The following is a 15,360-nucleotide window of genomic DNA, read 5'->3' as shown; positions in this document are numbered from 1 at the left end:
CCGATTGTACCGACGTTGACGTGTGGCTTGTTACGTTCAAACTTGGCCTTTGCCATGGGTATTTCCTCTTTTTTTGGTGAATGATCAATAAAAAGCTGTTTAATGGCTCATAATAGAATTAAATCATCATAAACCTAGCTATCAACCGCACGAACCACTGCTTAAACAATGCTCCGAACTAATTCTTGTATCCGTTATTATACGCTGACTTGTCTTAAATAGTCATACATCTCTCAATCGAAATCAACTTCTCTCTAGCTAGTAGATATAAAGCTCGATTGATTATAACCTTTCTTATAACCGTATAATTATCTTGATATGCAAGGTCGCGATATTAGCTGACCGACATCATCAAACAATCCGTAAAATCCGTTAACATATGGAACAGCAATCCAGTTCCAATGATATTAAAAGGCTTACGAAGAAAGAGTAAAACAAAATACATTAGCATCGCATAATAAGTATGTAACGGATGAAAATTAATGCTACATCTATTTGCCTGAAATATTGGGTGTGCTACCAGATGATCTATATCAACCAGCATGGTCGCAAGCAAAATCAGATATGCTTTTTTCCACTCTCTTCTAAAAAACGCAATCGCGATAAAAAGAGGAAAACCAAAATGCAAAAAATAATGTATTAATGTCTGCATACTGACCTATTAGTTTTAGTCTTCTCTATATAAGACCATCAAAACCAATATTTATTAATATACTGACAGCACTAAAAGGCAACACCTCAGTGTCACCTTTGAATCATTGTCTACCGCACTACTGTTATATATTTCAATATTCTATAATTTCGATATCGACGCAAAGTTATATAAATAGCAAAACAAGCATAAAAGGTATAAACAATAAATGGAGCTCATATCGAGAATTGAACTCGAGACCTCTCCCTTACCAAGGGAGTGCTCTACCGCTGAGCTATATGAGCGTATATTGAAACCTTTGAGTTGCACTAAAAAAAATATCACGATGCAGCAATAATTACTGACTCTCGTGATGATTTATTGTTATGCTTTGCGATGGTGTATATATGGAGCGGGTGGCGGGAATCGAACCCGCGTCATTAGCTTGGAAGGCTAAGGTGTTACCATTATACCACACCCGCATTTACTCTTATTCAGGATAACTCTAATCGAGAGTTATGAGATATAGAGAGTATGCTTGGCGCTATGACAAACTTTAGAAAATATGGTGGTGGGGGAAGGATTCGAACCTTCGAAGCTTTCGCGACAGATTTACAGTCTGTTGGGTTTGACCGCTCCCCAACCCCACCTTAGGTTGCTTTGAACAAAAATGACTTACATTTAAGACAAATTCATAAAAAGCTACTTTAAGAGAGATGGTGCCGACTGCCGGGATCGAACTGGCGACCTACTGATTACAAGTCAGTTGCTCTACCAACTGAGCTAAGTCGGCTTGTTCTCTTAAAGTGGTGGCTATTCTATCAAATTTTTTGAGATGCGCAAGTACTTTTTCATCTTTTTTTAAATTAATTTAATATAAATATTTAAGTCACTGATTAAGCTGGTTTTTTTATAAATAAAAATATGGCAATAAATTGGCTTTTTACTTGCAGCCTTTATTTTTGCCATATCACTGGCTATTTAATTAGCGAATACGCAAGCCATTACAGGCCATTTCTACCGCTTTTATTAATGCCAATGCTTTTTTATTGGTTTCATCCCATTCTTTTTCTGGCACAGAATCAGCAACGACCCCTGCTCCAGCTTGAATATGTATCTCACCACGGCGCATCACCGCAGTACGGATAGCAATGGCCGTGTCCATATTACCATTCCAACCTAGATAACCAACTGAGCCACCAAACACTGTTCGACGTACTGGTTCTATCTCATCGATAATTTGCATGGCGCGGATTTTGGGTGCACCCGATAGCGTACCAGCTGGAAAGGTAGCGCAAAACACATCTAGTGCATCTTTGTCAGCTCGTATCGTGCCCTCAACGTTAGATGCGATATGCATTACTTGTGAGTAGCGCTCTATAAACATCTTTTCTGTGACTTTGACACTGCCATACTCGCAAACGCGGCCAATATCATTGCGACCCAAATCAATGAGCATCAAATGCTCGGCTGTCTCCTTTTCATCATTTAGCAGCTCTTGCTCAAGCGCTAGATCTTCAGCTTCATCTCGGCCACGTTGCTGTGTCCCTGCTAGCGGCCTTACCGTCACTTTGCCATTTTCGATACGGGATAGGATTTCAGGAGAAGCACCGATAATATCAAAGCGTTTGTGATCATCGAGTGTATAGCCATGCACCAAGAACAGATAAGGCGACGGATTAAGGTAGCGAAGCGCACGATAGACGGCTAGAGAGTCGCCTGTATAGTCCGCTGTCAATCGCTGCGCTGGCACTACCTGTATGACGTCACCTGCGGCAATGTAATCCTTTATTTTATTGACATCGCTACAGTATTTTTCGGCACCTGTTTGCGATATAAATTTAGGCGTAGGCATTACAGGTGCGCGCAAATTGGATGGCTCTGCTAGCTTTTCTTCGATTTGTTCTAGCTCACGGATAGCTGAACTGTAGCCATCCTCAGACTGGCAATCAGCATAGACGATGATTGATAGCGTATTCTCTAAATTATCAAATACAATAATGCTCATCGAAAGCATCAGCCACATATCTGGCATCGACATTGGGTTGGCCGCATCAGATAAGCCGACACTTGGCTCAATAACACGTACCATATCATATCCAAAGTAACCGACTAGGCCGCCGCTAAAGCTCGGCATCGTCGGCACATCTTCAGCGGTTGGCATATGATATTGCGCCATCAGCTCACGTAGGTAATCAAAAGGATTCTCTACTGTCTCTGTATCAATATGATCGTTTCGTTTGGTCGTCATATTGCCATCAGCGTACTGCAAAATCAGATCACTACCCAATCCAATCATGGAGTATCGTGCCCAGCGCTCACCGCCTACCACAGACTCAAACAGATAGGCAGAGCCGTTTAGATCACGTACTTTGGAGAATACAGATACGGGAGTCTGCGCATCCATCAGACGTTTTTTTACTAACGGTGCGTGACTAAAGCCTCTATCTCTAAAAGCTTGGTATTCTTCAAAAGTCATCATAATAGCGCTCTCTTAGCACCTTATAGGCAATAATAAAACTATAAGCTGCTCTATAAAATATAGCGCCAATATTCGCTAAAATATCGACGCTATAATGAGTCATTTGTTTAAAAAACGGTAGGCACACAAGGGCCTCTGTCAAAAATTACGACAAAGACCGAGTGTAAAATTGAATTATGCACCGCCCATATTAAACAACCATAAGGCCAAACCGATAATTAGAATGGTCACAAATACCCATATAAACCAGCCGCCGCTTGCTTTTTTCTCTACATGACCTGCATGGGCAGGGTTGCTGATTTCTTGATCCATCGCATTGTTGCCTTCGGTACCAAGATCGCGCGGCTGCCCTAAATTAGCCGTGCCTGAAAACTGGGCGCTAGCTGCTTGTTTGGCTTTTAAAACTTCAGGGTCAGCTTCTTCTTGTAACTCTGTTTTTGTCGTTTTGTCGTGTTCGTCTTGGACTGCTGGCTCTTCACGCATTACTGATTCTTCATGCACTGCTGGCTGCTTTTCTACCACTGGCGCGCTATCAGTAGATGCTGCCTGTGATGGCTCTGTAGTCGTCCCAGCTTCTGTTTCAGTTGTTATTGGTACAGATGTGTCAGTTACTACCTCTGTGGCAACTGGCGTTTCTTCTACTGGCGTAGGCGATGCCACATCCGCGTCAGACAGTACTTCATCAATCCCTGTTTTTTTGACAACTGGCTCTGTAGCAACGGCTTCTTCAGTAGCTAGCTCTTCAACAGCTGGTTCAACGGTTTCGTGCGTAGGGGTTACTGATTCTTCGGTCATATCTGAGCCGGCATCTACAGGTAAGGGCTCTACAGGTACAGTATCATCTTTAGCAGGTAACATTTCTTCGATACCAGTTTCTTTGATCACTGGCTCATTACCTGTTTGCTCTATGATCGGCTCTTCTTCAATTAGAGCTTCTTTGCTGGAACTTTCTTCAAGAACGCTTTCCTCAACTACTTGCTTTTCGGTCACAGGCTCACTAGCAGGAGTTTCTGTCAAGGCAGCTGTGTCAGCATTTTCATGTATATCTGCTACTGGCTCTTCTGTGACTACTGGCGCTAGCGTTTCACTCTCTGACGTCGTCACAGGTGCAGCAGATGCCTGCACTTGAAAGCTAAAACTTGCAAAGCCAAGCGTATCATCTGCTTTTAGATGACTAGATTCATTACCTGCAATACGTTGCTCATTGATAAACGTGCCATTAGAAGAGTCTAAGTCCTTCACGTACAACTGACCATCTAGCACACTGAGCACTGCATGGTTGCGAGAGACCTGCTTGCTACCTAGTACTACGTCGTTATCACTACCACGACCTATAGATAAGCTATCACTAACCGTCAGTGTCAGGTCACCTAATGCTTCCGTCAATGCATTCAGCTGCCAAGTTGTACTTGCTGCCGTATTCATACTGTCTGTCTCGTTTGTCATGTTATAACTCCTTATTTTTCTATTGAATATCCAATGATGCTAAAAATAATAACTCTAAAATATTACTGCCAATTTATGATAAGTATTGTCGCTATTTTTTTAATAATATTTGCCTAGCACGGTTTATTAAGTACTTTCCTCAAACACCATACAGCATTTACTTTGGTATAAAGCGAGGTTTTATAACTTTATCAAGCTTGCTATAGGGGATATTAAGGACAGGCATACCGTAAGCATATGGGCCGATAGAATAATGCTGATAACGAATGCTAACGCCTGTATCTGTCAAAGTCACATTATCGCTTAACGTAAATGGCCAGTTTTTCTCATAACTGCTCACGTCTTCGGCAACCGTTTTGACCCATCCTTTATACGCATCATAGGCAAGCGCCTCAAAACGAGGTTTTTTACCTGAGATAAGCATATCGTCAAGCGTGACTTGCTTTTTGGTACTTGGGTCAAATACTAGGTACTCGCTATAAGGCATGCCGTGTGCACCGCCAGTATAGACGTAAGAGCTTATCTCAAACAGTTCAAAGTCATCGACATGACCTAGATAATTGGGCGCTACCATCAGATTATAACCCCATGACACATCATCAGGCATATCTTGGAATTGCGAACTCACAAAGCTATCAAGAGCATCTTTAACTTCTTTTTCGCTGATTTTACCCTTAATAGGTGCTGACTCTGTCATCTGACTATTGACGACTAAGTTATCGATACGGGCATTGGCAATCTCATCTATCCAGTTTTGACTGCTTTTGAGATATTTAACTTCAATCTCTGGACAGTTATCACGCTTGTCACACGTCTCTTGTATATTACTGGGTAGTTGATACAGTAGATATTCAGTGCTGCTAATAAAACTTCCTGCATTTACCGACATGCTAACGGCACTTAATAATAGGCTGCCAGTCAACATAGCAATTGAACGTCTCTGGCTTACCTTTATCGAAAATAGATCAGCCGATATAGATTTATCATCAGTTTGAGTCGTAGTGTGCATATGTCCTCTTTTATAAATATAAAATGTTGTTTATCATTCTACCGTAACAATTGCACTGTATTGTAGGAACACTGTTTGTGTTTTTAAGGTTCTGTTGACAATTAAATGCTTATCTCCTCGCATTTATCACATAAATAACAGACAATAAAAAAGACACGGCTAGCGTGTCTTAATAGATAAACAATACAGCGATGTGGCTGATTTTAATGCTCACGCGTACTGCTAAAAGTCACTTCTGGATAACGATCTTGCATCAACTGTAAGTTAACACGTGATGGTGCAAGGTACGTTAAATAACCACCACCATCTATTGATAATTGGTCATGAGCTTTCTTCTTGAACTTCGCCAATGCTACTTCATCATCGCAATGAATCCAGCGTACCGTAGCTATCGATACTGGCTCAAAGGTACATTGAACTTTGTACTCTTCTTTTAGACGATGCGCGACCACTTCAAACTGTAGGACACCGACCGCACCCAAAACCAAATCATTATTAATCTGCGGCATAAATACCTGCGTGGCACCCTCTTCACTCAACTGCTGTAGACCTTTTTGCAACGCTTTTGATTTAAGCGGATCTTTTAGTACTACACGGCGGAACAATTCAGGAGCAAAATGCGGAATACCCGTAAAGCTCAACTCTTCGCCTTCAGTGAAGCTGTCACCGATAGAGATGGTGCCATGGTTATGCAAACCAATGATATCACCCGGATAGGCTTCTTCTAGCGCCTCGCGGTCACCTGCTAAAAAGGTCAAAGCATCGGCAATACGTACGTCTTTACCCAGACGCACATGCTTCATTTTCATGCCCTTCTCGTACTTACCAGAGCACACTCGCAAGAACGCAATGCGGTCACGGTGACGCGGATCCATATTGGCCTGAATCTTAAAGACAAAGCCTGTAAAATCTGTCTCGGTGGCTGATACCTCACGCTCAGTCGTTGGATGAGCTTTTGGCGGCGGTGCATATTTGACCAAGGTATCAAGTACCATGTTTACCCCAAAGTTACCCAATGCCGTGCCAAACAATACTGGCGTCATCTCGCCAGCCAAAAATGCTTCAACACTGAACTCTTCTAGCGCCATCTGTACCAGCTCAAGCGACTCTTCGAAAGCGTCAAACATCAACTGTCCTAGACGCTCACGGATATCTGGATAATCGTAGCCTTCTCTGGTCTCAGAGACCGTCATCTTGCCGCCATTACCTTTTTCATAAAAGTAAGTTTTATTTTCAGTCAAATGATAGACGCCAATGAAGTCTTGACCCATACCGATAGGCCAAGTCACTGGGATACATTTGATTTTTAGAACGGCTTCGATTTCGCTAAGCAACTCAAGCGGCTCACGAATCTGACGATCTAGCTTGTTGACAAATGAGATAATAGGCGTATCGCGCATACGGCACACTTCCATCAGCTTGATGGTTCGTTCTTCGACACCTTTTGCACCATCGACCATCATCAGCGCACTATCCACTGCGGTCAAAGTACGGTAGGTATCTTCACTAAAGTCGGCGTGACCTGGGGTATCTAGTAGGTTGACCATATGGTCTTTATACGGAAACTGCATGACAGACGTCGTAATCGAGATACCACGCTCTTGCTCCATGCTCATCCAATCTGAGGTTGCATGACGATCTGTCTTACGGCCTTTTACTTCGCCCACTACCTGAATCGCTTGACCCCACAACAGGAGTTTTTCGGTCATGGTGGTCTTACCAGCATCGGGATGCGAGATAATGGCAAAGGTGCGGCGCTTAGCAACTTCTTTGTTTAATTTCTTTGGATCTACGCTCATAATTTTCAGCTTCAACAGTTATGTGATTTAGAAGTGACTCTAAATAAATAAAATAAATAATGGGCGTATTGTAGCGGATTTAGCATCAGGGTGCAGAATTAGCGTATAAAAAAACACGCTCCGTTATTTCAACGAAGCGTGTTTTTGGGCTTTTAAATTGCGATTATCCTGCTTAATTAGCGCGACTAATAACCATCACTCCATCTCAATAGTAGCGTTCTATTTGCTCAGCCAAGAAGTCGCCAGCTACTTCATTGACGATTATACAATCAACTACGTCAAAACGACTGTCTGTGTTCGGGTCAGTGCTACCTTTGGCGACATAGTTTGCCTCATAGACGTCTTTTCCATACTCAACACCGCTATATTCATAAGCAGGCTGATCATCGTATTCGAAAAACATGACTTGCGCGGCTTGTTGCTGATTGCCTATGCCCACTCCGAACTGAGAAGTTCTATGATCTCTATCAGCACTAAAGCGGGTTTTGGCCACTTCAATCCACCTCTCTATGGAGGCGTATCCAGTCTTGTTTTTATCATTAAAAGCCAAAAACGAACGCTCACTGGTTACCACAGGGATATAACAAACTGACCCTTCAGGAAAAGCAACATTGGTCGGAATTTCAGAATAATTATTTAAGTCGGTAATAATACCGTATCTATTGTTCACGTTTGTACTAGCAACATAGCTGTTCGCACGCAAACCCGATAAGTTGAGCGTCTTATAAGTGGTTTTGTATTCTAGCTGGTTATTGGTGTTTTTTTCATAGATGGGGCGTTTGACCGTCCGATTATTAACCTCGATGTCTTTATTTTCAAGTCGACCCTCGAAATCATCTGCCAGTACGGTTCTGTCTAAATCATTCAGGCTTTGATTGCTATAACTGTTGATGAGATTGGTTGTTTTGATCTCGCGCGCACCAGTACGATACGTCTCGTCAATTCGCGCAATTGCCGTAGCATTGGCTTTGCTATCATAACTATTAGCAAAGCTTGTCAATGTAATCTTGCTACTAGCTGTCCCATAAGCGCCGTCTTCTTCCTCGCACCCTATCAAAGCGAGCGTCGTCAAAAAACAAACACTAGGTATCGCAATCCATCTATTCATCAAACAATGTCCTTATGATTCAGATTTCTATTATCCGTACTGATAACGTATATATGGCTCATTACCGCTATTGTACCTCTTTGACAACTGTACGATAAGATTGTAAATCTAAAAACGAATAAAACTGAGCCCGAAATCTCATTTACAAACTAGCAGTATATATTTACTCTCTATGCACTGAGCTGCGTGAGCGATTTGTTATGCTAGGTTTCATATTAAGATTTACCACTTAAATATAAACATAAAAACTCACAACAAAGGATGTGTCATGAAATCTTTATACTCTACCAAATCTACTGTTACTGGCGGCCGCATGGGTACAGCAACCTTAAGCGATAGTGACCTTGAAATCAATATGGTACCACCAGGCTCCGGAAAAGAAGGTAATAATCCAGAACAACTTTTTGCTATGGGCTACAGCGCCTGCTTTGATAGTGCACTTGGTGCAGTCAAACAGATGGAAAAGGCAAAATTTGACTCGACTACTTCAATAGAAGTAGATTTACTACAAGGCGAAGGCCACGAATATAAGCTTGCAGCCAAAATTCATGTCATTGGTGAAAATACAGACTTGTCAGCGGATGAGTTTCAACAGTTAGTTGAAAAAGCGCATCAAGTATGCCCATATTCTAAAGCCACACGTGGTAATATCGATGTTGAAGTCTCTTCAGAAGTAAAATAACGTATTATGAGATCCATTATCAACTAATAATGAAAAATATATTAATTATAAAAGAACCCAGTTAGTCTGGGTTCTTTTTTTGTTTGAAATCTTGGTGAAAAAGATTATCGTTACAACATCTCGTAACGGTTAAGCAGTTCGGCACGCGCTGATTTTATCGTTATAATAAGCGTATATATTTTTATCTAATAGCTGATAAGTGACTTTTATGACTGATGACATAGCTGACAATACCACCGATAACGACCACAACTCTCACCAAGCGCTTGACCCCAAAGCACTACCGAACTTCGATACCATGCCTAATGTGGCGCTGATGGATACCAGTCATGTAGACAAAGATCAGCCACCTTTTATTTTGGTTGATGGCTCCTATTATCTGTTCCGCACTTATCACGCCTTGCCAAAAATCATGCAAAACTCGCAGGGTCTAATCACCAATGCGATACGCGGTACACTCAACGCACTACTAAAGCTGATGCGTCGCTATCATCCTACTCACATGGCTGTTTGCTTCGATACCAAATCACCGACGTTTCGCCATCATATGTCTGCTGATTACAAGGCAGCTCGTCCACCCATCGATATCGAGCTAGTAGAGCAAATTCCTTATATTCATCGTTTGGTCACTGCCTTAGGTATTCCCCTATTGCGGATCGAGGGTGCAGAAGCCGATGATATCATCGGTACACTTGCCCATCGCGCTGTCGAGCAAGGCCATCATGTGGTCATCTCAACGGGTGATAAAGACATGATGCAGTTGGTCAACGACTGCGTAATACTAGAAGACAGCTTTACAGGTAAAGTGACGGATACACCAGCGGTAATCGATAAATTCGGTATTAACCCAAACCAAATGATCGATTTCTTAACGCTAATGGGTGATGCCTCTGACGGTATCAAAGGCGTACCTGGTATCGGTAAAAAGACCGCTAAAGACCTACTCGTTGAGTATGGTGATATCGAAAACATGCTCAAGCACATTGGCTTTATCAAAGGTCGCGGGGCGAAAGGTCTGATCGAACACGTCGACGATATTCCTTTTAATAGGAAGCTAGCCACCATCGTCACCAACTTAGCCATCGGTCAAGATTGGAATGATCTAAAAATCAATACCGACCCTTGTGCGCATATAGATGAATTGCGCGACTTATATAATGAGCTTGAGTTTAGAAATGAGCTGGCATCGCTCGATCATCCAAATCACCCTGCCAATGGCTCTAAAAGTGTTGCTGATAGCCAAGCCAATACTGAGTCACAGGCACAGGTAGCAAAATCGCTCCAATCGACCAATACTGACAACATCAAAGACAGTACTAACCATGATAAAGCGTGGCACACTGTACTCGATGAGCCAGCGTTTGATAGCTTGGTCGAATTGTTAGAAGCTGCTCCGCATTTTGTCATTGATACCGAAACCACTAGCGTTCATTGGCGTGATGCACAAATCGTCGGTTTATCTTTCGCATTGCAAGCACACGAAGCCTATTACATTCCGCTTACGCATAGCCTAGAAGGTGATGAGCTAATAGCCAAGCAGCTTGATCGCGATACAGTATTAGCTCGCTTAAAACCTGTCTTAGAAAATCCTAATATCGGTAAAATCGGTCAGCATCTAAAGTATGATGCGCACATCCTCGCTCACTATGATATTGATCTAGTTGGCGCCATACATGAGCAGCCAAATAACTGGGCAATGGACACCATGCTTGCCAGCTATGTCATCAATGCGGCAGCTACTCGTCACGGTATGGATGATTTGGCACGTCATTATTTGCAAACGCAAACCATCAGCTTTGAAGACGTAGCAGGTAAAGGCGCTAAGCAAGTTACTTTTGACCAAGTGGCCATCGATATCGCGAGCGACTATGCTTGTGAAGATGCTGATATCACCTATCAATTATTTGACGTGTTCAGCGTTGAGCTGGCTAACGATGCTAATAATGCCAAATTGCTACATGAGCTAGAAATTCCAACGGCAGAGATACTTTGCCAAATGGAAGCGCATGGCATTTTGATTAAACGCTCCTTCTTAAACGAGCTATCAAAACGCTTTGATGAAGAAATTATCGCTCTAGAAAAACGCGCCTATGAAGTGGCCGGCGAAGAGTTTAACTTAGGCTCTCCTAAGCAGCTCGGTGAGATGCTATTTGAAAAGCTAGGCGTGGCTGGTGGCAAAAAAACCAAGTCTGGTCAATACTCGACTGGTGAGGCTGTACTATCAAAAATCGATCATCCATTGGTCGATATTACGCTAGAGTATCGCGGGCTGTCTAAGCTCAAAAGCACTTATACTGATGCACTCGATAATGTCGCAGATAGCGAAACCGATCGCGTACATACTAGCTACCATCAGGCATTGACGAGCACTGGGCGTTTGTCATCGACAGATCCTAACTTACAAAATATCCCCATTCGTACTGCGACTGGTCGTCTCATTCGTCAAGCCTTTATCGCCCCAGAAGGTCGCGTTATTTTGGCTGCGGATTATTCACAAATTGAACTTCGTTTAATGGCGCATTTCTCAGGTGATAAAAACCTAACCCATGCCTTTAACGAAGGATTAGATATTCACGCGGCTACCGCTGCCGAAGTGCTTGGCAAAGATGTCGCAGACGTTACCTCGACCGAGCGACGTAATGCTAAAGCCATTAACTTTGGTCTGTTATACGGTATGAGTGCCTTTGGACTTGCCAAGCAGCTACAGATGAGTCGCGGCGAAGCACAAGACTATATTGATATGTACTTTGAGCGCTATCCAGGCGTCAAAAACTATATGATCAATACTCGTGCAAGCGCCTATGAGCAAGGTTATGTCGAGACGATATTGGGCCGTAAGCTCTATACGCCTGATATCAATCACAGCAATCGTATGGTCAAGCAAGGTGCTGAGCGCGCGGCGATTAACGCGCCACTACAAGGCTCTGCTGCTGATCTAATCAAACTTGCTATGATCGCCGTTGATAAAGTGCTGCCAAAAGAGCAAGCCAAAATGCTGCTACAGGTTCACGATGAACTGGTGTTTGAAGTAGATGCCGATAAAGTAGACGAAGTTAGCCAGCTGATTACTGATGCTATGCAAGATGTATTGACGACTACAGCAGTAGAAAAAGGTTGGAATGTCGACTTTGCAGTGCCTTTATTAGTCGAGACTGATAGTGGTCAAAACTGGGATGAGGCGCACTAGACATTAACTGTCACTAACTGCCATTTTATCAAGCGTGTAAGGCACGATTATTTATATATTTTGCAGATATGAGAGTTTTTGATAACTGATACTACAATGAGTCATTATATATTGTTTATATTAACAATCACTTATGACCAGTTAGTTATATTTCATAACAGTAATATCTAGGTACGGGGTTTATAATAGGTCATCTGTTAAACACTAACTATTCAATATTTTTGCTTTAAAGTGAGCCTTTGGGCTCACTTTTTTGTTTTTAACACATTCTTTTTGATACGCAGGAGCCAGTTATTTTGAGTTCAGATGGCATCATTGAAGTCCCTGGCATTATACTTTTGATAATATGCCTATTGCGCAGTTCACAATATGTTATGAAAAGTCATGTCAAACAAATTAAGGCTTTTTGGCTAGCAGCCGTACTTATATTTGTCTCTGTCATTCGTCGAGAGTTGAACTATCTACCAGACTTACTGGTTCCAAGCGATTTTTTGATGCTTGGTCAGTCTTATGACTGGTGGGAAGACAGCTTCCTTACCGTTATTTATCTTGTCGCGCTTGGTTTGCTAGTCTATTCGAGGCATTACCTATGGGCAATGCTAAAAAACGTGCCAGTTTCGCTCTATCTTAGCGTTACTGTACTGGCTATCATTCAATACATGGGTGAGAACGCTATTATGTTCCCGCATACATTTGGTGAAATTGTCGAAGAGCTGGCTGAGACTGCCATTTATGGTATTGCATTGACCTATTTATGGCGATTTAAACTGGCTGACTATGAGTCATGTCTGGTACAGAAGTTAAATTATAAGTTCGACCACGCCAATAATTAAAACTATAAGTTTGATTTCTTATGTAGCGACTTTGCTATCGTACAAAGACTTAGCATAAACTTCATAAACAATTACGGCTGCTCATTTTGAGTAGCCGTTTTGCGTTCTAGTCATTGTCTTACATTTTTTGAACATCCTGTCACACCTTACTACTAGTGAAAAGTTGAATAAGCGTACAAACTGAGAAGCATATTATCTACATCGCAACGAGCGATGCTTTAACAAGCCAGCGCGATATTTTTACTTCTAATGATGGCGACATCTAATAACTACAATAAGGAATTATTCATGGAAAACTCAAAAAACCCACTACCAGAAGAGATGGATCATATTGACGGTAATCGTCGTGACAATAATGACAACGTCGATAATTTAGATAACTTAGATAACAATAATCAGGATGAACAAGACAACCAATTGGTTGATTTGGACAATCCTATGCTGCATACCATTGATAACGATGATGTGATTGATAATAGTGCGGGATTTAACAACTCAGAAGTCGGTAGTGATGCGACACAAGGGCTAACACCTGCGCATCGTCAAAATATCGATGAGTCACGTGTCGATGAGATTTTGGTTCAGGATAACCTTGATGACAGCGATTATCCAGATGCGATGGATATTGTTGATAGAGAAGCGGCTGAACGTAGCAACGATGATGACTTTTAGAACTTAACATAACTGTTAATACAGTTTTTAGTCATAAAAAAGCACGCTTAACTATATTAAGCGTGCTTTTTCTTATTTTACTATTTAACTTACTGAAACAGCGACTTTCGATTATCTAAACCCAGCCATCTAATGTACCAGCCCAACCTTTTACTAGAGGCAAGCTCAACGCTTCAAGCAATTCAATATGTGTTTCATCAAGGTTTAGTGCAGGCATATAATGATACTCTTGCCCGCCAGCATTAAGGAAGTTGTCACGGTTTTCAATGGCTAACTCTTCTAGTGTCTCTAGACAGTCTGCTGAAAACGCCGGACTGATTACCTGTACCGAGCGCACACCTGACTTACCCCAATCTTCCAACACCACATCGGTATATGGCTTAACCCACTCTTGCTTACCAAAGCGAGACTGGAAACTGATAATCCATTCGTCATCGTCCAGGCCAAGCTCATGTGCCACTTGCGCAGCCGTACATTTACAACGTTTAGGATACGGATCACCTTTATCAGCATAAGGCTGCGGGATACCATGAAAACTAAACATTAACTTTTCAGGCTTGCCATGCTTCTCTTGAAAACGGCGAATAGAGTTGGCCAAAGCTTGAATATATAGCGGATGGGCAAAGTAGTCTTTGACAATCGTATAGTTTGGCAAGTTGCGTTGCTTGAGCGTCCACTTCGTCAGCGCATCATATACGGCACCGCCTGAAGAAGCCGAATACTGCGGAAACAACGGTAGAATGACAAAGTGATCAACCCCTTCACCGCGTAGCGCATCCATGACGTCAGGCAAACCAGGATTACCATAGCTCATCGCAGGATGCACAGAGACACGAAATGGCGCCACACTATCAGCCAAACGTGGTTCCAATAGCTCAACTTGGCTTTTTAGTATCTTACGAATCGGTGAGTCACCTTCCCAGATACTCGCGTAAGCCTTTGCTACGCGTTTAGGACGACTTGGTAAGACAAATAGATTCAGAATAATAGCCCATAGAAATTTGGGAATCTCAATCACTCGTGGGTCTGACAAAAACTGTTTGAGGTAGCGACGTACGGCAGGGGCCGTTGGCTCATCTGGGGTACCAAGATTCACTAACAAAACGGCAATACGTGGGGGCAATTTAGGTTTCATAGCAGCACTTTATTAGCAGTAAGTTATTAAGGGTGAGGTCAAAATAATAAGAGACGATACTGTTAAGACACAGTTGAATAGACACCTCATTAGTGTAGCATTTTATCTATTAATGACGCGGGCTAAAAGCGCACCTATACAATTTGATACGCAGTTGCTATTTATTAACTCTTGATTACCTGATGCTGGCGGCTTACTCGTTATTCATTTCTAGCGCACCTTCTATAAAAACTATGATCGATGCGCTCGAAAGGCGCGCTCGATGGTTGTACTCCAACGCGCATCACCATACAATAGGCAGGCCCAGTTTATAAAAACCGTGTAGGTAAAATAGCCTGTTAGCAACGTGCCATTTTGCTTTTATTTTATTGATGAT

Annotated in this window: 11 protein-coding genes and 4 tRNA genes; 4 read left to right on the top strand and 11 right to left on the bottom strand. The window is 42.3% G+C overall.

The genetic code is table 11. The annotated features are described in order from the left end of the window. Nucleotides 1-334: 334 nt before the first annotated feature. From QO187_RS06635 to QO187_RS06590, 10 genes are all read right to left on the bottom strand, one after another. Complete coding sequence (locus tag QO187_RS06635; protein ID WP_102094631.1) at nucleotides 335-652, bottom strand: DUF6122 family protein; 318 nt, start codon at nucleotides 650-652, stop codon at nucleotides 335-337. 209 nt (nucleotides 653-861) lie between these two features. Further along, nucleotides 862-936: transfer RNA gene (locus QO187_RS06630), tRNA-Thr, on the bottom strand. Nucleotides 937-1,039: 103 nt separating this feature from the next. Beyond that, a tRNA-Gly gene (locus QO187_RS06625) sits at nucleotides 1,040-1,113 on the bottom strand. Nucleotides 1,114-1,197: 84 nt separating this feature from the next. Continuing rightward, a tRNA-Tyr gene (locus tag QO187_RS06620) sits at nucleotides 1,198-1,281 on the bottom strand. A gap of 67 nt (nucleotides 1,282-1,348) precedes the next feature. Beyond that, nucleotides 1,349-1,424: transfer RNA gene (locus QO187_RS06615), tRNA-Thr, on the bottom strand. A 192-nt stretch (nucleotides 1,425-1,616) separates the two neighbouring features. Then, a complete protein-coding gene (gene trpE / locus QO187_RS06610) occupies nucleotides 1,617-3,113 on the bottom strand; it encodes an anthranilate synthase component I (protein WP_102094630.1) in 1,497 nt (498 codons plus the stop codon). 174 nt (nucleotides 3,114-3,287) lie between these two features. Further along, the gene (locus QO187_RS06605) at nucleotides 3,288-4,559 is read right to left on the bottom strand and encodes an FHA domain-containing protein (protein WP_102094629.1); all 1,272 of its coding nucleotides are present in this window, start codon (nucleotides 4,557-4,559) and stop codon (nucleotides 3,288-3,290) included. 157 nt (nucleotides 4,560-4,716) lie between these two features. Then, nucleotides 4,717-5,568: an RsiV family protein gene (locus tag QO187_RS06600; protein ID WP_102094628.1), complete on the bottom strand. Its 852-nt coding sequence runs from the start codon at nucleotides 5,566-5,568 to the stop codon at nucleotides 4,717-4,719. Between the two features lie 203 nt (nucleotides 5,569-5,771). Beyond that, nucleotides 5,772-7,367 (bottom strand): peptide chain release factor 3, encoded by a 1,596-nt coding sequence (locus QO187_RS06595; protein ID WP_102094627.1) that lies wholly within the window; start codon nucleotides 7,365-7,367, stop codon nucleotides 5,772-5,774. Nucleotides 7,368-7,572: 205 nt separating this feature from the next. Continuing rightward, nucleotides 7,573-8,475: a hypothetical protein gene (locus QO187_RS06590; protein ID WP_102094626.1), complete on the bottom strand. Its 903-nt coding sequence runs from the start codon at nucleotides 8,473-8,475 to the stop codon at nucleotides 7,573-7,575. Between the two features lie 268 nt (nucleotides 8,476-8,743). On the opposite strand from QO187_RS06590, the gene QO187_RS06585 reads away from it, so the two are divergent. From QO187_RS06585 to QO187_RS06570, 4 genes are all read left to right on the top strand, one after another. Beyond that, the gene (locus QO187_RS06585; RefSeq protein ID WP_102094625.1) at nucleotides 8,744-9,157 is read left to right on the top strand and encodes an organic hydroperoxide resistance protein; all 414 of its coding nucleotides are present in this window, start codon (nucleotides 8,744-8,746) and stop codon (nucleotides 9,155-9,157) included. A gap of 208 nt (nucleotides 9,158-9,365) precedes the next feature. Further along, on the top strand, nucleotides 9,366-12,344 hold the full coding sequence (gene polA, locus QO187_RS06580; protein WP_102094624.1) for a DNA polymerase I: 2,979 nt from the start codon (nucleotides 9,366-9,368) through the stop codon (nucleotides 12,342-12,344). 374 nt (nucleotides 12,345-12,718) lie between these two features. Then, nucleotides 12,719-13,177 (top strand): hypothetical protein, encoded by a 459-nt coding sequence (locus QO187_RS06575; RefSeq protein ID WP_228153238.1) that lies wholly within the window; start codon nucleotides 12,719-12,721, stop codon nucleotides 13,175-13,177. Nucleotides 13,178-13,465: 288 nt separating this feature from the next. Then, complete coding sequence (locus tag QO187_RS06570; RefSeq protein ID WP_102094622.1) at nucleotides 13,466-13,849, top strand: hypothetical protein; 384 nt, start codon at nucleotides 13,466-13,468, stop codon at nucleotides 13,847-13,849. Between the two features lie 115 nt (nucleotides 13,850-13,964). Here the strand turns inward: QO187_RS06570 and hemH are convergent, their stop codons facing one another. Next, complete coding sequence (hemH, locus tag QO187_RS06565) at nucleotides 13,965-14,984, bottom strand: ferrochelatase (RefSeq protein WP_102094621.1); 1,020 nt, start codon at nucleotides 14,982-14,984, stop codon at nucleotides 13,965-13,967. Nucleotides 14,985-15,360: the final 376 nt, after the last annotated feature.

The sequence above is a fragment of the Psychrobacter sp. Arc9 genome, from assembly GCF_041431295.1.
In the GTDB taxonomy this organism is placed as follows: Bacteria; Pseudomonadota; Gammaproteobacteria; order Pseudomonadales; family Moraxellaceae; genus Psychrobacter.
The sequence above is the reverse complement of the archived record's forward strand: the minus strand, read 5'-3'. Positions and strand labels throughout refer to the sequence as shown.

Bases quoted from the DNA above. Each gene is read 5' to 3' on its own strand.
- QO187_RS06635 (WP_102094631.1), bottom strand. From the start codon at position 652: ATGCAGACATTAATACATTATTTTTTGCATTTTGGTTTTCCTCTTTTT.
- trpE (WP_102094630.1), bottom strand. From the start codon at position 3,113: ATGATGACTTTTGAAGAATACCAAGCTTTTAGAGATAGAGGCTTTAGT.
- QO187_RS06605 (WP_102094629.1), bottom strand. From the start codon at position 4,559: ATGACAAACGAGACAGACAGTATGAATACGGCAGCAAGTACAACTTGG.
- QO187_RS06600 (WP_102094628.1), bottom strand. From the start codon at position 5,568: ATGCACACTACGACTCAAACTGATGATAAATCTATATCGGCTGATCTA.
- QO187_RS06595 (WP_102094627.1), bottom strand. From the start codon at position 7,367: ATGAGCGTAGATCCAAAGAAATTAAACAAAGAAGTTGCTAAGCGCCGC.
- QO187_RS06590 (WP_102094626.1), bottom strand. From the start codon at position 8,475: ATGAATAGATGGATTGCGATACCTAGTGTTTGTTTTTTGACGACGCTC.
- QO187_RS06585 (WP_102094625.1), top strand. From the start codon at position 8,744: ATGAAATCTTTATACTCTACCAAATCTACTGTTACTGGCGGCCGCATG.
- polA (WP_102094624.1), top strand. From the start codon at position 9,366: ATGACTGATGACATAGCTGACAATACCACCGATAACGACCACAACTCT.
- QO187_RS06575 (WP_228153238.1), top strand. From the start codon at position 12,719: ATGAAAAGTCATGTCAAACAAATTAAGGCTTTTTGGCTAGCAGCCGTA.
- QO187_RS06570 (WP_102094622.1), top strand. From the start codon at position 13,466: ATGGAAAACTCAAAAAACCCACTACCAGAAGAGATGGATCATATTGAC.
- hemH (WP_102094621.1), bottom strand. From the start codon at position 14,984: ATGAAACCTAAATTGCCCCCACGTATTGCCGTTTTGTTAGTGAATCTT.